The 18,104-nt window shown below is 37.2% G+C and carries 15 protein-coding genes; 8 read left to right on the top strand and 7 right to left on the bottom strand.

What is annotated here, in order from left to right:
• Positions 1-59: 59 nt before the first annotated feature.
• The 5 genes from HMPREF9699_RS00410 to HMPREF9699_RS10710 all read left to right on the top strand — a co-directional run bounded on the left by HMPREF9699_RS00410 (position 60) and on the right by HMPREF9699_RS10710 (position 5,597).
• Entirely contained in the window at positions 60-1,043 is a 984-nt protein-coding gene (locus HMPREF9699_RS00410) for an NAD(P)H-dependent glycerol-3-phosphate dehydrogenase (protein WP_002661446.1), read from the top strand.
• A gap of 64 nt (positions 1,044-1,107) precedes the next feature.
• On the top strand, positions 1,108-1,488 hold the full coding sequence (locus HMPREF9699_RS00405) for a hypothetical protein (RefSeq protein WP_002661444.1): 381 nt from the start codon (positions 1,108-1,110) through the stop codon (positions 1,486-1,488).
• A gap of 21 nt (positions 1,489-1,509) precedes the next feature.
• Positions 1,510-2,409, top strand: coding sequence for a tRNA (adenosine(37)-N6)-dimethylallyltransferase MiaA (miaA, locus tag HMPREF9699_RS00400; protein WP_002661443.1), 900 nt, complete (start codon positions 1,510-1,512; stop codon positions 2,407-2,409).
• A 19-nt stretch (positions 2,410-2,428) separates the two neighbouring features.
• Positions 2,429-2,986 carry a thioredoxin family protein gene (locus HMPREF9699_RS00395; protein ID WP_002661441.1) on the top strand — a complete coding sequence of 186 codons (558 nt, stop codon included), beginning with the start codon at positions 2,429-2,431 and terminating at the stop codon, positions 2,984-2,986.
• A 1,120-nt stretch (positions 2,987-4,106) separates the two neighbouring features.
• Positions 4,107-5,597, top strand: coding sequence for a hypothetical protein (locus HMPREF9699_RS10710; protein ID WP_002661439.1), 1,491 nt, complete (start codon positions 4,107-4,109; stop codon positions 5,595-5,597).
• A 378-nt stretch (positions 5,598-5,975) separates the two neighbouring features.
• Here HMPREF9699_RS10710 and radA read toward each other — a convergent pair whose 3' ends face one another.
• Positions 5,976-7,322: a DNA repair protein RadA gene (radA, locus tag HMPREF9699_RS00385; protein ID WP_002661437.1), complete on the bottom strand. Its 1,347-nt coding sequence runs from the start codon at positions 7,320-7,322 to the stop codon at positions 5,976-5,978.
• Between the two features lie 30 nt (positions 7,323-7,352).
• Positions 7,353-7,979 (bottom strand): lipoprotein signal peptidase, encoded by a 627-nt coding sequence (locus HMPREF9699_RS00380; protein WP_002661435.1) that lies wholly within the window; start codon positions 7,977-7,979, stop codon positions 7,353-7,355.
• A 187-nt stretch (positions 7,980-8,166) separates the two neighbouring features.
• Between HMPREF9699_RS00380 and HMPREF9699_RS00375 the strand changes: the two genes are divergently transcribed.
• Genes HMPREF9699_RS00375 through trmD form a run of 3 tightly spaced genes read left to right on the top strand, consistent with a single transcriptional unit; the run spans position 8,167 to position 11,867 of the window.
• Entirely contained in the window at positions 8,167-9,906 is a 1,740-nt protein-coding gene (locus HMPREF9699_RS00375; RefSeq protein WP_002661433.1) for an ABC transporter ATP-binding protein, read from the top strand.
• Between the two features lie 4 nt (positions 9,907-9,910).
• Positions 9,911-11,173: an NAD(P)/FAD-dependent oxidoreductase gene (locus tag HMPREF9699_RS00370; protein ID WP_002661431.1), complete on the top strand. Its 1,263-nt coding sequence runs from the start codon at positions 9,911-9,913 to the stop codon at positions 11,171-11,173.
• Positions 11,174-11,192: 19 nt separating this feature from the next.
• The gene (gene trmD, locus HMPREF9699_RS00365; protein WP_002661429.1) at positions 11,193-11,867 is read left to right on the top strand and encodes a tRNA (guanosine(37)-N1)-methyltransferase TrmD; all 675 of its coding nucleotides are present in this window, start codon (positions 11,193-11,195) and stop codon (positions 11,865-11,867) included.
• A gap of 289 nt (positions 11,868-12,156) precedes the next feature.
• Here the strand turns inward: trmD and HMPREF9699_RS00360 are convergent, their stop codons facing one another.
• The 5 genes from HMPREF9699_RS00360 to HMPREF9699_RS00340 all read right to left on the bottom strand — a co-directional run bounded on the left by HMPREF9699_RS00360 (position 12,157) and on the right by HMPREF9699_RS00340 (position 18,068).
• On the bottom strand, positions 12,157-12,798 hold the full coding sequence (locus HMPREF9699_RS00360) for a uracil-DNA glycosylase (RefSeq protein ID WP_002661427.1): 642 nt from the start codon (positions 12,796-12,798) through the stop codon (positions 12,157-12,159).
• Between the two features lie 18 nt (positions 12,799-12,816).
• Entirely contained in the window at positions 12,817-13,470 is a 654-nt protein-coding gene (locus HMPREF9699_RS00355; protein ID WP_002661426.1) for an alpha/beta fold hydrolase, read from the bottom strand.
• 49 nt (positions 13,471-13,519) lie between these two features.
• Complete coding sequence (locus HMPREF9699_RS00350; protein ID WP_002661424.1) at positions 13,520-14,116, bottom strand: YceI family protein; 597 nt, start codon at positions 14,114-14,116, stop codon at positions 13,520-13,522.
• A gap of 213 nt (positions 14,117-14,329) precedes the next feature.
• Positions 14,330-15,085 (bottom strand): LytR/AlgR family response regulator transcription factor, encoded by a 756-nt coding sequence (locus HMPREF9699_RS00345; RefSeq protein ID WP_002661422.1) that lies wholly within the window; start codon positions 15,083-15,085, stop codon positions 14,330-14,332.
• Entirely contained in the window at positions 15,066-18,068 is a 3,003-nt protein-coding gene (locus HMPREF9699_RS00340; protein ID WP_002661421.1) for a sensor histidine kinase, read from the bottom strand. Before HMPREF9699_RS00340 ends, HMPREF9699_RS00345 begins: the two co-directional genes overlap by 20 nt.
• Positions 18,069-18,104 lie beyond the last annotated feature (36 nt).

Raw genomic sequence — 18,104 nt, 5'->3', positions numbered from 1 at the left:
CTGAAGATTAACCTTGTTAAGGAAGAGGTCTTTGATTACAATTATTTAAGGAGAATAACATGAAAATAGGCGTGATAGGAAGTGGAAGTTTCGCCACGGCAATTGTAAAAATGTTGGTAGAAAATGTAGAAAAGGTGTATTGGTGTGTTCGGAATGAATATGTAAAAGGTGCGATAGAAAAGAGAGGGCATAATCCTAATTATCTTACTTCGGTATTCTTTGATGTGGCACATCTTGAACTCACTACGGAGGTAAATGAATTGGTAGAAGCGTGTGATTATATCGTATTGGCTACTCCGTCCATTTATCTTTCGGATGCGTTAGAGCAAATGACGGTGAACTGCTCGGGGAAAATATTTATCTCTGCTATTAAGGGTATCGTTCCTGTTGCCAATGATATTGTAGCACATTACCTCAGAGAAAGATTTGATATAGGGTTTAGAAATCAGGCAGTGATTGCAGGACCTTGTCATGCTGAGGAAGTAGCCATGGAGAGGCTATCTTATCTTACTATAGCTACAGCAGAAGTATCAGTAGCAGAAGAACTGAAAAAAGCGTTTTCTTCCTCTTTTATTAAAGTGAATTGTAGTGCGGATATTCTTGGGAATGAGTACAGTGCTATTCTTAAAAATATTTATGCCATAGGAGCAGGAATTGCCAGTGGATTAGGGTATGGGGATAATTTTACGGCGGTTTTTGTGTCTAATGCCATTCGGGAGATGGAAAGGTTTTTAGGAGCCGTTTATGAAATTCCAAGAGATGTAAATGAAAGTGCATATTTAGGAGATTTACTCGTTACGGCATATTCTCTTTTCTCCAGAAACCGAAGTTTAGGAAACCTCATAGGGAAAGGCTATACTGTAAAATCTGCCATTCAATCTATGAATATGGTGGCCGAAGGATACTATGCCGCCAAATCTATCTACGAAACCGCCCAGAAACATGCCATAGAAACTCCTATTATTAACGCAGTTTATCGTATTCTGTACGAAGATAAAAACGCTGAAAAAGAATTTGAAAATCTCACACAAGTACTGAATTAGTAGTACCCATGTTCAGCGATTGCTATCCTTACTATCATTACAAAATAAAGATTTGTTTTTTCTCATGGATACATTGATAAAAAAACCGATTGTTTCTCCACTCTTGAAAGAAGAAACTCTTGTGGAGCAGGAAAAGCAGGTCATTATTCATTGTACTTATAAGAATAAAGAAAACTTTGAAACGCTGCTGAGAATATGGCCTAGTACTTATCTGATGCATGAAAAGCAGGTAGTTTCCTCATTATTATTTGCCGAAAATATTACCATGTTTCCTCATTGGACTGCCGTGCCGCCCTTTTGTGCTTATACTTTTTCATTGATTTTTTCAGGATTACCGAAAGCGTGTAGTGTTTTTGATTTGGTAGAAGTAATACCACAGCCTGGCGGGTTTGTGTATCAGCATATTGAGAGGAATGAAAGGGATGTCTATCATATTGTATTTTAATCATTAGTAGTTTGTATTTTTGTGAAAACACTGATCTCCGTTGTAGGAACCACAGGCATCGGGAAAACGAAACTCGCTATTGACTTAGCGAAACACTATGGTACAGAGATTATTTCTTGTGATAGTAGGCAGTTTTTTAGAGAAATGCCCATTGGTACTGCAGCTCCCACACCAGAAGAGCAGCAAGAGGCAGCACATCATTTTATTGGAAATCTTTCTGTGCAAGATTATTATTCCATTGGTCAGTTTGAAATCGATGCCTTGCAGCGGCTAAATGAGTTATTTGAAAAACATGATGTCATGATTATGGTAGGGGGAAGTATGATGTATGAGAAAGCGGTGATAGAAGGACTCCATGACTTACCCGAAGCGAATGAAGAAAACCAAAAAAAACTGGAGCAAATTTGGGAAAATGAAGGACTTACGGCACTACAAGTGTTACTGGAACAATTAGACCCAGAATATCATCAGCAAGTGGATTTAGAAAACCCTCGTAGGCTTCTTCGTGCGATAGATGTCATTTGGCAAACGGGCAAAAAATATTCTGAACAGATACGTTTACCCAAAAAGCCTCGTAATTTCCAAACGATAAGAGTGGGTATAGCAGCTCCAAGGGAGGTAATCTATGAGAGAATTAACGCTCGGGTGGATCAAATGATGAATAAAGGATTACTAAAAGAAGTGGAGCAGCTGAAAAAATTTCAGCATCTTGTCCCGTTACAAACGGTAGGTTATACTGAACTTTTTAAGTATCTGGAGGGTACATGGGATTTAGATTTTGCTGTTTCAGAAATTAAAAAAAACTCTCGGAGATTTGCTAAACGCCAGCTTACTTGGTACAGAAAAGAAGGGAATATTCATTGGGTAAATTTTGAAAATCCATTAAAAGAATCCTTATCTTTGCTGGAAAATATACTCTAAATTTTAAAACAAAATCATTATGGCAAATACTCCATCTAATATGCTCCCTTTGGGAACGAAAGCACCGTTTTTTGAACTTCCAAATCCATCTCAAAATAATGAAATTCAATCTCTAGAAGAACTGAAAGGAGAAAAAGGGACTTTGGTGGTTTTTATGTGTAACCATTGTCCTTTTGTGCTTCATATCATAGATAAACTTACTGAGCTTTACGAGGATTATAATGAAAAAGGGATAGAATTTATCGCTATCAATGCTAATGATGTAGAAAAATATCCAGCAGATGCTCCCGAAAAAATGATAGAGTTCCAGATAGATAGAAGGTTTGATTTCCCATATTTGTATGATGAAAGTCAGGCAGTAGCAAAAGCCTATGACGCTGCCTGTACGCCCGATTTTTACTTCTTTGATGAAAAATTAGATCTTATCTATCGTGGTCAGATGGATGATTCTCGTCCTGGAAATACCAAGGAAATTACGGGGGAAGATCTTATCATCGCTTTTGAAAACCTTTTAGCAGGGGAACCTCAAGAGGAGAGCCAAAGACCAAGTTTGGGATGTAATATCAAATGGAAATAGTTTTAGCGAATGACTTTTAGCGATTTGTTTTCTAATTTTCAACATCCAATCTCTAAAAGCAGGATGCAGGAAGTAATTGGCGGTTGGCTTTTAGCGGATGGCATTTAGCTTTCTAACTTCCAAATTCTAATCTCCAACATCTAATTTCTAAAAGCAGTAGGCAGGAAGCAATGGGCAGGAGGCTTTCGGTTGCTAGCAGTTGGTTTCTAACTTTTTAGCCTTTTAGTTTTCTAACCTCTACTTTCCAACTTTTATAGGCTTTTAGTCTGACCTCGTAGAGGTCATATGTTTATAGAGGAATATTTTCCTATATAACATACGACCCCTTCGGAGTCGAATAACAAAACGGTGGCTGTTGCTATATACATTTGACCCCGCTGTAGTCATACATGCAGTAGAATTTGAGCGACTGGTTTCTAGCGAATAGCTTTCTAGCTTCCAAATTCTAAAATCATTATACATTCTACTTTGTACGCGGTACAATCTCCAACATCTAAAATTAACTTATAAAAAATTTTTTGTGTATTAGAAAACTTTATCTATCTTTGCCTCGTTATGTTACACACAATCAACACATATAAAATTACTGAAAAAAAGTGGGCCAAAAATTTGGTCAATTCAAATGATTGTGTAAACACACACACACACACACACACACACACACACACACACACACACACACACACACTTACCTTCGCTAAGTATATATAAATATGCGTGTGTACGCGGAATCTATAAAAAAAATCTAGAGCGAGCAAATATCGGATATTTTAATTTATATCCTCCTTCTTTCGGAAGGGGGCAATTTTGTTTGTGTCTGTGTCATCATCATAGTTATTTGTTATCCCATAGAGGAGAGACCTGCACCAGTACATTCCCTATCCTTCACCAGAACTTTTTACAAAAATCAATACGATATCAGTGTCTCCCTTCTAATTTGTACAGTTCACTAATTGTTTTTTGGGAGGATAGGGATTTAATAAGGAATTATCTAAAAAAAGGAAATAAACTAAAGAATCTAAAAAAATCTAAATCATCGAAACGAACGGAATCTTTTAATTTTTTTAATCTTTCAATCATTTAATAAAAAAAATAAATCAACATTTTAAATTTAAAAACGATGAACAAAACAACAATCAAGATCAGTGTGTTAGCGTTCTTAGGTTTTATGACTTATGGCTATGCACAGCAACAGCAGCAAGACCCTTACAAGGGTAAAGTAGGGATAAACACCGTAACACCGAGTGCTACGATGGATGTACAGCCGAATAGTGATAACGCCCGAGTAGAGTCAAAAACTAACGAAGGGATTATTGCCCCAAAGTTAAGCAAGACGAGAATTGCTAATATTGAAACTCCCGTAGAAGGTACTTTGGTATATGCTACGGATGCTACTTACTCCGCAGGAAGTGATGCTACAGTAAATAATAGAGTAGCGAAGATTACGGAAAAAGGGTACTATTTTTACAACGGTACAGAGTGGGTGAAAGCGGGGAGTGATGCTACTGACCAGCTTTGGGCTCAGAGAGATAATGGTGGAGTTACAGAGACTTATCTGAAACCTGCTGAAAATGATGGTACTTCATTTACTTATAAGAAATCAGAAGTAGAAATCACTAGTAAAGATAGTGGTTATAATAATACTAATCAAGGGTTAAGTAACTTTTCTGGTTATGGAATAAGTAGCCGTAGATATAATAATATTGGTTACGGCCCTGCTCTTTCTCTAGTAGCTGGTAGAGGGTCTATAGCGACTCCTGAAGCATCACAAGTAGGTGATACCTTGGGGAGAATTTATTTTAACCCTACTCCTTCCGTTTCAACAGCGAATGCGGGGTATGGAGTTTCAATTGTATCAAAATTAGTGGAAAAACAAAATGATACCTCTTATGCAACCAGTTTAGAAATAGGTGTAAGAAATATAGGAGAATCCTATCCTGTGGGGGCGATTCATATTAGTCCTAATAGAAATGTAGGGATAGGAAAAATAGCTGATGGATTTAGATTAGATGTCCATGGAGGGGTTAGAAGCCACGGTATTGAAATTAAAAGTCAAGGAAATATAGGACCTTCATTTTCTATTAGAAATGATTCCAAGGACAAACCCCATCAAGCAAATAAATGGGTGTTGTATAATATGACAGATGCAGACCCTAATACACCCGGTGGTTATAATGATGGGCTAGTATTTTGGTCATACAATAGTGATGATTCAGCAGGAGGTCCTAAACTTATGCTAACTGATTCTGGTAGCCTTATTGTAGGGGCGAAATATACTTATATTAACACATCATTACCAACTGAAAAGTTAGTCGTAGATGGTAACGCAAAAATTCAAAGTTTATCAGGCACAGGAGACCGTGTAGTAGTAGCAGATCAAGATGGGGTGCTGAAAACCAGTCAATTTGTAATGAAAGCTACGGATACTACTGACGGCTGTTCAGCTTCTAATGCAGGAGCTATTCACTATAAAGAAATAGATAAAGGAGGAAAAATGGTAGGTGTGTTTGGTTTCTGTACGCGTGATACACAAGGAAATTACAAGTGGGCATACAACATGGGAGGAGCGAATATGCTAGATGGTACAGGTGCTTTTGGTTCCGGATTGTAGCTTAAAATTTTTATAAAAGTAATTTGTATTTTAAATTTATTATTACTTTTTTACTTTGCCAAAGTCTTTAAGACTTTGGCAAAGTATTTTTTAAGTATTGACCTCGTAGAGGTCATATGTTTATAGTGGAATATTTTCCTATATAACATACGACCCCATTGGGGTCGCATAACAAAATGGTTATTATTGCTATATACATTTGACTCCGATGGAGTTAATACATGCAGTAGGATTTTGGCGACTGGCGAATAGCTACTGGCTTTTGGCAGATGGTTTTTGGCTATTAGTTTCTAATCTCTAAAGTCATTGTACTTTATACTTTGTACATCGTACAAGCCCTAATTTCTCACTTCTAAAATCATTGTACAATTTCTAAAATCAAAAAAGTTTTTCTACGAAATCCTCTATTTTTGCTACTTCTACGATGGTGATACTCTTTTTCTTTCGTGGAAATTTATTCAGATTAGAGATGAAAATTTTGTCGTATCCCAGTTTTTCAGCTTCGGTAATTCTTTGTTCTATTTGGGCTACGGGTCTTATCTCGCCGCTCAGTCCTATTTCTCCTGAGAAGCAATATTTTTCAGAAATGGCTTCATCTTCGTTGGAAGATAAAATACTGGCCACTACTGCCAAATCTAATGCAGGGTCTTGAGTTTTAATGCCTCCCGTGATATTGAGAAAAACATCCTTGGCTCCGAGCTGAAATCCTGCTCTTTTTTCTAGCACTGCCAAAAGCATATTGAGTCTTTTTGCATCAAATCCTGTGGAGCTTCGTTGGGGGGTTCCATATACGGCTGTGCTTACTAGGGCTTGTATTTCCAGCAGCATGGGTCTATTGCCTTCCAATGTTACTGCTACGGCATTCCCCGAGAGGTCTTCATTTTTTTTGGTAATAAGAATCTCCGAAGGATTTTTAATTTCTTTTAACCCTTGGGCAATCATTTCGTAGATGCCAATTTCAGTAGTAGAACCAAATCTATTTTTATGGGCTCTTAAAAGTCTGAAAAGATGATTCCTATCTCCATCAAAGCTGAGGACTACATCTACCATGTGTTCTAAAACTTTAGGCCCTGCGATATTGCCGTCTTTGGTAATATGCCCCACCAAAAATACGGGGGTTGCGGTTTCTTTGGCGAATTTTATGATTTCATTAGAGCATTCACGAATTTGGGAAACGGTACCTGGTGAACTTTCGATGAGCTGACTTTGGATGGTTTGTATAGAGTCTATAATCACAAAGTCAGGAGCTAATTTTTTAGCCTCGTGGATGATTTTTTCAAGGGAAGTTTCGGTGTAGAGAAAGCAGTTGGGGTTTTGGAGGTCAGTAAGTCTATCGGCACGCATTTTTATTTGAGAAGCACTTTCTTCTCCGGATACATAGAGGATTTTTTTCTTCATTTTCAGTGCCAGCTGAAGGAGTAGGGTAGATTTTCCTATGCCAGGCTCTCCACCGATGAGGGTTACCGAACCTAGTACGATGCCTCCTCCTAATACTCTGTTCAGTTCTTCAGAAGGCGTCTTTATTCTCGGTTCATCTTGTGTTTCTACCTCTATAATATTGATAATATGATTTTTACTTTTTTTAGAAGTAGGCAATATGCTTTTTTTCTCGGTGATTTCTTCTGCCAAAGTATTCCATTGTCCACAGTTTTTGCATTGCCCATGCCATTGTGCATACTGGGTGCCACAGTTCTGACAGAAATAAGCGGTTTTAAGTTTTGCCACAGTGATAGAATTGGGGGTGAAAATAATGATTTACAAATCAAAACCATTGGGAAATGCTTTTTTCCAAAATAGGAAAAGAAGAATTACCCCGATGGTAATGGAAGAATCTGCCACATTAAAAACATATTTGAAAAACTCCAAATGGTAATCGCCAATATAGGTGTCCACCATAGGGAAATGAAGCATATCTACCACACATCCTTTCATGAAGTGGGAATAGCCGCTACCGAAAGTGGTAAACTGTGAGATTCCGCCATAATTTATCCATCTTCCAGTAGTTTCATCAAAGGTGGTTCCACTATCGAAAATCATTCCGTAGAACATTCCATCGATGAGGTTGCCTATTGCTCCGGCAAAAATCATTGCCATAGGAATGAGTAAGTAATTGCTCGTTCGTCCTATTTTTATCCATTTTTTGAAAATGAAGAACATATAGGTAATCATCACGATTCTCAGAATGACTAAGGCGTATTTGCCTAAAATTCCACCAAACTGCAATCCATAAGCCATTCCTGGGTTTTCTACAAAGGTAAGCCTGAACCAATCTTGCCCTAAAACGGGGATACTTTCTCCCAAATGAAAATGGGTTTTAATGTATATTTTAGATATTTGATCAATGAGCAGTACCAAAATGGTAACTATTGCTATTTTCTTCATGAGCTTTTAAATTTCTTTTGAGTGTATTTTTATAGTTTTATTATTTGATAAATAGATATTTATACTTAGTGTTTCTGTCTTTTCAAAACCTTACAAAGCTACAATATTTTTTCTATTTTTATACGCTCCTATGGATAATTCGTTTGAGGCAAATTCACTACTTTTGCATAAATACTTTTAGATAGCTATGGCTAAAAATACTACTTGGAAAACTTTGGGCAAACTATTTACCATTGGTATGGAGTTCAGAAGGTGGTTTTTATTTGCACTTTTTCTTTCAATAGTTCTTGCTATAGTAGCTACCTATCGTCCGTATCTTACCATGCTGATAGTGGATGAAGATATATTAAAGTACAGAGATAAAGCTCAAATGATGAAGCATATTTATCTCTTGGCAGGACTGGTGGTTTTTGAAACGGCACTTAATTTTTTTCTTACCTATCTTTCGCATTTTATTTCTCAAAATGTTATTAGAAGTATCCGAGAGCGGCTTTTTGAAAAATTAATTTATTTTAGAACTTATTTTTTTGATAAAACGCCATTGGGGCAGTTGGTTACTCGTGCGGTAGGAGATGTAGATACTATTTCTACGGTATATACGGATGGTTTTTTAATGATATTCGGGGATGTATTGAGAATCATTTTCGTTTTATTTATGATGTTCCAAACGGATGTGCATCTCAGCTATATTTCCATTGCTATTCTTCCTATCATGGTCATTTTGACCCGAATTTTTCAGAAGAAATTAAAAAAAGCTTTTACCGAAGAAAGAAGCATGGTCTCCAAGCAGAATGCTTTTGTTCAAGAAAGACTGGCAGGCATGTCCATTGTTCAAATTTTTAGTAGGCAAAAGCAAGAATATCAGAAATTTGTAGATATTAATACCCAGCTGAAATCTGCGTTATTAAAGACAGTTTTCATCTTTTCGCTTTTCCTTCCAGTGGTAGAGCTGGTTTCTTCCCTGTTCATTGGGTTTATACTTCTTTATGGAGGGTATATTACCATTTCTGCGGGGGTGGTTATTGCTTTTATTCAGTATATTAATATGTTAATCAGGCCATTGAGGCAAATTGCAGATCGGTTTAATAATATCCAAAGAGGCATTGTAGGGGCAGAAAGAGTCTTTGGAGTAATGGAAGAAAGCCAAGCACTGCCCAATGAGGGAACGATAGTAAAAGATACTTTAGAAGGAGAGATAGCGTTTCAAGATGTCCATTTTTCTTATGATGACAAACAGGAAGTCCTCAAGGGAATTTCTTTCCGAGTAAAAAAAGGAGAAATGGTGGCGATAGTAGGGGCTACAGGAGCAGGGAAATCTACCATTATTTCTCTGATTCCAAGGTTGTATGATGTTAATTCTGGCAAAATAGTATTAGACGGAGAAGATATTACTTCTTATGAACTTTATCATCTCAGAAAAAATATTGGGGTGGTTTTACAAGATGTTTTTTTATTCCATGGAAGTATCCGTGAAAATCTTACTTTTGGCAATAGTGAAATCACCATTGCACAAATCCAAAAGGCTGCCGAAGAAATAGGAGTAGATGAGTTTATCCAAAAATTGCCTGGGGGATATGATTTCATTGTGAGCGAAAGAGGAAGTTCCATCTCTTTAGGACAAAGACAGTTGCTCTCTTTTCTTAGGGCATATCTCTCAGACCCTAAGATACTTATTTTAGATGAAGCTACCTCCTCTGTAGATATGGAAAGCGAGAAGCTCATTCAAAAAGCAACAGAGAAAATTACTCAGAATAGAACTTCTATCATCATTGCCCATCGTCTTTCTACCATAGTAAAGGCAGATAAAATCATTGTGATGAATAAAGGGAAGATAGTGGAAGAAGGAAAACATGAAGCACTGCTTTTACAAGGAGGGTATTATGCAAAGCTGTACCAGTCTCAGCTGGTAGAGGAAAATAAAAAATAAGGCTATGCACACAAGAGAAAAAATAGTAATCATCGGTGGTGGATTTGCTGGACTTCAGCTAGCAAAAACATTGAACAATAAAAATAAAAAAGTTATTGTCATTGATAGAATGAACCACCACATGTTTCAGCCTCTTTTCTATCAGGTGGCATGTGGGAGGATAGAGCCTTCTAATATTTCGTTTCCTTTTAGGAAAATTTTTCAGCGTTCTAGGAATACGCAGTACAGAATGACAGAGGTACAACGCATTGTCCCTGAACAAAATAAAATCATTACCAATGACGCGGAGTTTTCTTATGATAAACTCATTATTGCCACGGGCTGTAAAACCAATTTCTTTGGCAATAAGGAGATGGAAAACTTGGCATTCGGAATGAAAAATACCCAAGAAGCCATAGCCATTCGTAATCATATCTTGCTGACTTTTGAAAAATTAATTATCGAAAGAAAAAGAAGTGATGATGGTAACTGGAACATCGTCATTGTGGGAAGTGGCCCTACAGGAGTAGAACTAGCGGGGGCTTTTGCTGAAATGAAATCCGATATTTTACCTAGGGACTATCCGAATATGAATTTTAATGATTTGAATATTATTCTTATCAGTTCTACTGAGAAGCCATTGGGGGTAATGAGTCAGGAAGCACAGGATAAATCAGAGCAATATCTGAAACAGCTGGGTGTCAAATTTTTAAGCTCTGAGAGAGTAACAGGCTACGATGGTAATAAAGTTTTCTTAGAAAGTGGAAAAGAAATAGAGAGTAATAATGTGATTTGGGCAGCGGGAGTTACGGGCAATGTCATAGAAGGGCTGAATCCTGAAGTTATGGTAAGAAATAGGTATAAAACAGACAGGTATAACCGAGTGCTGGGGTATGAGAATATTTTTGCCATCGGAGATATCGCCTATATGGAAACACCTAAATACCCGAATGGACATCCTCAAGTGGCTAATGTAGCGATTAACCAAGGGAAAAATTTAGGGCGAAATATTTTAAAAACTCATCTTTCAGACTGGAAAGAATATGAATATGAAGACTTGGGCTCCATGGCAACTATCGGGAAGCACCGAGCGGTGGTAGATTTACCAAAGTTTAAATTTCAAGGAATTTTTGCGTGGTATTTCTGGATGTTCCTCCACTTGATGCTCATCCTTTCCGTACGAAATAAAATCGCTATTTTCTTTAATTGGATGTGGAGCTATTTAAACAAAGATTCATCACTGAGACTCATTATTATTCCGAATAAGAGTAATAGAACGGAGCAGTAAATAAAGATTAATAATTATTATGAGAATAGACATCATCAGCGTATTGCCAGAACTGATGGAAAGCCCATTTCAGGCGTCCATCCTGAGAAGGGCGGTACAAAAAGGATTGGTAGAAGTGCATTTTCATCAGTTAAGAGACTGGAGTGTAGGGAAACATCGTCAGGTAGATGATGAGCCTTACGGAGGTGGTGCAGGAATGGTCATGATGGTAGAGCCTTTGGATAAGTGTATCACTGAACTGAAATCCCAAAGAAATTATGATGAAATCATTTACCTTACGCCTGATGGCATTACGCTCAGCCAGAAAATAGCGAATACGCTTTCCATTAAAGAAAATTTATTGCTGGTGTGTGGACATTATAAGGGCATAGACCAACGAGTGAGAGATTTGCACATCACGATGGAAATTTCCATTGGTGATTTCGTGCTGACAGGTGGAGAATTGGCAGCGTGTGTTTTGGCAGATTCCGTTATTCGTCTATTGCCTGGTGTTCTGAATGATGAGCAAAGTGCTCTGACGGATAGTTTTCAGGACAATCTCCTTTCCCCTCCTATATATACTCGTCCAGAGGAATACAAAGGGCTAAAAGTACCTTCTATTCTGCTCAGCGGTAATACCCCAAAAATAGAAGAATGGAGACATAGTGAGGCACTCAGAATTACCGAGGAGAGAAGACCAGATTTGTTGGATTAAACCTTTCAAACTCTCTTGAACTTTCAAACCCTTTCAGAGTTCGAAACTCTGAAAGGGTTGATTTTAAATTTTTACAATGGGTAGACTGATTTTGTAGAGGTTAACTATTTAATAGTATTGGATAGGATGTTAGTTAATATACGCTAGTATGCTTATACCGAATTTTCTTTGAATGTACAGCGATACTTTGACTTTTCAGAATAAGTAGTGGTGTTTGGATATTTTTAAATTCATAGTACTTTATCCAATTAAAACTTTTTACCCCAGTAAATTGGAGATACGGACGATATTACCACTCTATCTCAGAAATTCCTTTTTGGGATAGGAAATTATTAATTTGCGAAAAAGGCCTACTCCCAAAGAAACCTCTATGTGCAGAGAGTGGTGAAGGGTGTGCAGACTGAAGCACAAAATGCTTTGCTTCATTGATGAGCATTTTTTTCTTTTGGGCAAAACTTCCCCAGAGTACAAAAACGATATTTTCTCTCTGCTCAGAAAGTGCTTTGATGATATAATCGGTAAAGTAATCCCAGCCCAAATCTTTATGAGAATTGGCATGATGGGCGCGTACGGTAAGTGTAGCATTGAGCAGTAAAATGCCCTGCTCTGCCCAGTCTTGTAGGTCTTTTCTCGTTCTGTTAATTCCCAAATCTGAGTGCAATTCTTGAAAAATATTCCGAAGTGAAGGCGGAGCCGCTACGCTTTCGTTTACGGAAAAAGAAAGTCCATTAGCTTGATAATCATTATGGTAAGGGTCTTGTCCTATAATGACTACTTTAACTTTTTCAAAAGGTGTGAGTTCTATGGCTCTAAAAATTTGATGCTTAGGAGGAAAACAAGTGTGTGTAGAATATTCGTCCTTTACTTTTTTCCATAAAGTGGTAAATTGTTCAGTTTCTTTTATAGGGGATAAAATATCTTTCCAAGTCATAAAAAAGTCATTAATCGGTTATTGAGTGTTTAGGCAATGGGCTAAAATTTTGCTTACTTCTTTGTGTTTGGTTACTGGAAATAAGTGTGTTCCTCCTTTAATGATGAAGTCTGGTTTACATTTTTCAATTGGGAAGACAATGTCCTTATCTCCCATGATTTGTATTACATGGGGTAAGGTTTTAAATTTCCATTGAATGATTTTTTCTATACTCCATTTCAAGTAGTAAGGGTCTTTTACTCTGAAATATTGATTGAGTGTAGGATTTTTGGGGTCAAAAATTTTTCGGATAATGAAATACATCGCTGCAGAATTCTGACTAAAAAACCGAGTAGGAATTTTTTTAATCATAGGAATTCTGTATCCCCAGTTCATGAGTGCAGATTTTTCTCTATGATTTCTGATGCTTCCTAAAATAATAATTTTTTCAGGGGACTTAAAAGTGGCAATCTCCTGCACGATGATCCCTCCAAAAGAATACCCAAGCAAAGAAAACGGCTGAGTATCATCTATTTTTTCTGCCATTCTATGAACATATCGGTCAAAAGATTCATTCGGTGTAGGAATGAGCCAATCAATGAAAACCACTTCATACTGTTCGGGGAATTGTATTTTTTCCAAAACAGTAAAATCAGCTCCTAGTCCGCTAATTACATAGAGTTTTTGTTTCATAAAGGAGAAAAAAGCTGTCTGAAAATACTTTCGGACAGCTTTTATTTTTTTAGTTAGCAGTCATTTTTATTTGAATATCAATTTGATTATTAATGAAATAATCTCTAATGGAAGATTGGTAATATACTTTATAGTCTCTTCTATTAAGGGATATTTTAGCAGATTCAAACTCTACAAATCTATCATTCGTTCTTATTTTTGCGGGAAAAGAGATGGTTTTTCTGGTTCCTTTAAGTGTGAGGTTTCCATAGATAAGGTAGTTGTACTCAGGGTTGGTAGAAGGTAGTACCTTAGTAATGATGAACTTGGAGGTAGGGTGCTTCTTTACATCAAAAAAATCAATACTTTTAAGATGATGGGTCAGCTTTTGCTGTTCTTCTCCTGTAATGTCCGTTGCGGCAATGCTTCTCATATCCAATGTAAATTCGCCCCCTGTAAGTACTTTATCGGTAAAGATAAATTTTCCGTTTTTCAGTTTCACAAAACCAGTATGTGTGGTAGCTTCGGATTTCACCATTTTATATCCCCACCAATTAATTTCAGAGGTCTGAACTTTAGAAACTTGTACGCCAGACTTTTTTCTTTTTTGTCCGAAAGCTGAAAAGAGTAAACAAAATAAAAATAATACTGATAGACTTTTTCTCATTTTGAATTATTTTAGTTTTCACAAATGTAATGATTATTTTTAAAAATAAAGTGAATATTTTGAGATAGGGAGGTGTTTGCGTCTGAAAGTTTTTATCGTTGTATTTTTTTCAAAGATGTATCATTGAGCTTTTAGTTGATTTAAAGTTTAGTATAATGATGGTGAGGTATTAAAAATCAATAATATAGAGAATTTATTAGGCATAAAGTACTACTAAGCGGGTCTGAATAACTTCTCTAGCTCTTTCCATTGCTGTCTTGATACTTCTATGCAGTCTCTGTCGTTAAGGTAGATATGGGCGTTTTGCACTCTTTTAATATGTCTCATATTCACGATGCTTTTTCTGTGGTGGGCAATGAAATAATCGATTTGATGGTTCTCAAAGAAACTGATGCATTCTTCCCAAGTTTTGCGTACAATGATAGGCTCACTATTACAAAAAATCATTCGCTTGCATCGAGGTTTGGTAGGCTCATTGATAATCGCCATGCAGTCCTGTGGTATGATGCGTTTTTTACAATGGGTATCATCTTCCACCCAAGCAAAATCTGCCATGGGACGGTTGAGCGTCATCTGTTCGGCCTCTTGTATATATTTTGCCAAGAAATTGGTCAGTTTTTCGTGAATGGGTTTTACGAGGTATTTTTGAACAAATCGATAACGGTTCAAAACTTCTTCCGGAATATCGGGTCTGTCTGATTGAAAACCTGTAAAAAAAATGATGTAAGGTTGGTAATGGGGTATTTTTTCTATGGTATTTAGGATATCAAAAGCATTTCCTCCCTGAATACTCCAATCCATAAAAATAAGCTGTGGCAAATGTTTTTTGATGAGCATAAGAGTTTTATCCAATTCTTCTGAAAAACCACAAGGCTGCCAGTTTGGAAAGGCTTTCATACGCATCTCTATATTGTTCCACACATTGGTATCATCTTCTATTACGAGGTAATTATAAATCATGGTTTTCATAGTGGATGTTTTTTTTCATTTTTATTCGTACGCGTGTTCCTGGGTTTTCTTTGTCCATAGGGTTGATTTCTTCAAATTCTATGGCAAGGGCATTGGGGATTTTGGAGTTGATAATGGCTATGGTCTCGTAGGTTTTTTGGATACCCGTTCCGTTTTTCTTGGAATTGATGAACTTTGCTGAATTTTCTTTCCCTACGCCGTTGTCTTCTATCTCTATGTAATAGAATTTATCGTCTTGGCTGATGCTAATCTTTAGCAAGTAAGGAGGCGATTTTCTATGTCTGATGCCGTGTAGTAGGGCATTTTCCACCATAATTTGTACCAAGCCGATGGGGATATTATAATTCTTGGGAATAATTTCTAAGCCTTGGTGGGTGAACTCTAATTCTTTGATAAAGATTTCCTTTTGAATATCGATGGTATTGAGCGTAAGTTTCCATTCCATCTCAAAGGGGAGATAGATTTTATTTTTCTTGATAAAGGAATACATGATATTGATGCTTTCGCCTATACGAGAGATGATTCGTTCGGCGTGGGGCATACCTATCATTTCGCTTCCCAGGCTGTTAAGTGCATTGAGCATAAAGTGAGGGCGGAATTGCTTACTCAGTGTAATGAGGTTAAGCTGAGTGATGGTCGCTTTTTGCCGCTCTACTTCTCGGTGTTTACGGAAATAAAGGTAAATGATAGAGATTATCAAGAGTGATAGCGTTGCCCAGAATGTCCAATATTCCCACCAGTGTTTGCTGATTTCTATAGGATACGAAAATTCTTCATACGAGCCATCTTGCTGGCAAACCAATACTTTTGCGGTATAATTTCCTGAAGCTAAATTTTTGAAATCAAATTTTCGGTCTGTTCCTAATTTTTGGTGAGTGGTTGAGGTTTCGCTTTCATGTGTTAAAATCATAGAAATAAACCTTGGCATATTGTCTTTTGCCTGATAAAATACATTCAGTTCAAATGAATTTTGGTCAGGGGCGAGGCGAGTTTTTTCCTTCGATTGAAGAGTAAAATCAACCTTTTCGGTTTTGATATTAAGTACAGGCTTTACTTTGTAGGTAGGTAACTTTGTCCATCGTTTGATGTCCCAGTTGTAGAGCATATCTGTGGTGGAAAACCAAAGGGTTTCGTCCCGAAAATCAGTAAAGATGGTGTTTTGTCCCAACATTCCTGAAAAAGCAGCTTCTACAGGATTGAGATAACGGATTTTTACTTCTTTAGCACTGTACCATGCCTTTAAGTCCAGTAATAGAATTTTATTGTGTTTTCCTAAGATGAGATAATCTTTCCACTGATGGATGAAAGAAATGTTTTCATGGTCTAAATCCAAGAGCGGATGGTGTAGCGAAATGAAATTTTTGGTATCAAAATCTTCTTTATGCTTTCCATTCCAGTAATAGAGTTGTCCTTTGTTGGTAGCTATCCATAGGGTTTGGTAGGAGTCAGTAAGCATGGCACCACTGCCAAAAGGGATTTCATTTTTGTCTATCCGCCAAGTTTTTCCTTGGTCTTTATCAGGCTGATACACGGCGATACCCGAGGAAGAGTGTCCTGTCCAGATGTTTCCAAAGCGGTCTTCGGCTATGGTGAGGCAATTGATGAGGTGGATCCCCTTTTCTTTTCCTGCAAATTTCCAAGAGATTTGGGTATTTTCTATTTCTTTTACAGGCTTGTACATGAGTCCTCTGTAGTTGTTTACTCCTGCGTAAAAGATATTTTTACTACTGACGAAGTTGTAAAATCCTGCTACATTTTCAGCAATTTTTTTGTAGCGGTTTTCATTCTCGAAGAGAAGTAAAGATAGCGTGTATTGGTCGTTGATGATGTGTTTATTACCTACAGAAATTCCTCCAGGGAGTGCCAATACTTCCTGTACTTTGCTTTGCGTTTGTTTTTCGCCGTCTAGGGTGGTGATGTATCCGTTGTAAGAGCCTGTCCATACTTTGCCGTCGGCGGTTTGCCCGATGGAGAAAATCGCATCAGAGTTGGACTCATTAAAAAGTCTCGGATATTTTTTCAGTAAGAGAAACATTCTCGCCAAATCGTTCATCGTTCCGAAATAGATACTTTCCGTTTCTGGCGAATAGGTTTTTTTGTGTACTTTTTCTACAGCGGTGGTTTGTGCAAAAGGTTTTTCATTTTTGTTCAAGTCATAAAACTGCGTGAGCTGTCCGTTTTTGTGTGTAAAAAACAATTGAAATGCAGAGGAGGTATAGGCGTGTAGTAGTGGAAAGGCAGTAGATATTTTCCCGTTTTTGTAGTGAAAGATAGCTTCTCTATAAGGTGTTTCTTCCCCTACGAAATAAAAATCTTCCAGACTGTTGAAGTGTAGCTCACTTATCACGAAAGGTACTTGTTTTACGGCTTTTACTTCGCTGTCTTTTAGGGTGTAAAAAGTAGTTTTTTTGTTTTTTCTGTCTTTTAGAAACCAATATTGCACCCCGTGATAGATGCCTATTTTCATAAAAGCACCTTTGAATTTTTTAAGCTCTCGGATTTGCTCTCCATCGAATAAGTAGAGGGCAGAAGTTTGGGTTTCGTCATTTCTTCCTGCGATGTACGCACGGTGGTTTTGTACAAGCGTGTTATCGTAATGGTATTGGGGAAGTGTGGTGATGAGCTGGTATTGTTTTTCTTTGTATGAATCGATGGAATTTATGCGATAGATTTGGTTTTTGAATATGATAAATACTTGGTTTTTAATCGAAAATGTATTGGTGTATTCTCCTATTTCGGTCAGGTGTTTTTTTACATTGGTGTAGTAATTGGCACCTATTTTGGCGGCATCGCCGTAGTACGGTTTTAGGAATACCTCGCCGTTGGGTAGAGGAAAGATGTCGGCCCATACATTAAAAAAAGTTCGTCCCGTATTGTATTGGTTGTACCAATAGATATTATTTTCCCATGCGGGCAGCTTTTGCTTTTGTCCCCACGACAAGGAAAAGAAAGATAACATGAGTACGGAAACGAAAATTTTCATAGGGGCAAATTTAATAGTATAAAACCAATTTTACCT

The sequence above is a fragment of the Bergeyella zoohelcum ATCC 43767 genome, assembly GCF_000301075.1.
In the GTDB taxonomy this organism is placed as follows: domain Bacteria; phylum Bacteroidota; class Bacteroidia; order Flavobacteriales; family Weeksellaceae; genus Bergeyella; species Bergeyella zoohelcum.
The sequence above is the reverse complement of the archived record's forward strand: the minus strand, read 5'-3'. Positions and strand labels throughout refer to the sequence as shown.

Coding starts and splice junctions, on each gene's coding strand:
- HMPREF9699_RS00340 (WP_002661421.1), bottom strand. CDS start 18,068: ATGAAAATTTTCGTTTCCGTACTCATGTTATCTTTCTTTTCCTTGTCG.
- HMPREF9699_RS00355 (WP_002661426.1), bottom strand. CDS start 13,470: ATGAAACAAAAACTCTATGTAATTAGCGGACTAGGAGCTGATTTTACT.
- HMPREF9699_RS00405 (WP_002661444.1), top strand. CDS start 1,108: ATGGATACATTGATAAAAAAACCGATTGTTTCTCCACTCTTGAAAGAA.
- HMPREF9699_RS10710 (WP_002661439.1), top strand. CDS start 4,107: ATGAACAAAACAACAATCAAGATCAGTGTGTTAGCGTTCTTAGGTTTT.
- HMPREF9699_RS00360 (WP_002661427.1), bottom strand. CDS start 12,798: ATGACTTGGAAAGATATTTTATCCCCTATAAAAGAAACTGAACAATTT.
- trmD (WP_002661429.1), top strand. CDS start 11,193: ATGAGAATAGACATCATCAGCGTATTGCCAGAACTGATGGAAAGCCCA.
- HMPREF9699_RS00380 (WP_002661435.1), bottom strand. CDS start 7,979: ATGAAGAAAATAGCAATAGTTACCATTTTGGTACTGCTCATTGATCAA.
- HMPREF9699_RS00375 (WP_002661433.1), top strand. CDS start 8,167: ATGGCTAAAAATACTACTTGGAAAACTTTGGGCAAACTATTTACCATT.
- HMPREF9699_RS00395 (WP_002661441.1), top strand. CDS start 2,429: ATGGCAAATACTCCATCTAATATGCTCCCTTTGGGAACGAAAGCACCG.
- HMPREF9699_RS00370 (WP_002661431.1), top strand. CDS start 9,911: ATGCACACAAGAGAAAAAATAGTAATCATCGGTGGTGGATTTGCTGGA.
- HMPREF9699_RS00345 (WP_002661422.1), bottom strand. CDS start 15,085: ATGAAAACCATGATTTATAATTACCTCGTAATAGAAGATGATACCAAT.
- HMPREF9699_RS00410 (WP_002661446.1), top strand. CDS start 60: ATGAAAATAGGCGTGATAGGAAGTGGAAGTTTCGCCACGGCAATTGTA.
- HMPREF9699_RS00350 (WP_002661424.1), bottom strand. CDS start 14,116: ATGAGAAAAAGTCTATCAGTATTATTTTTATTTTGTTTACTCTTTTCA.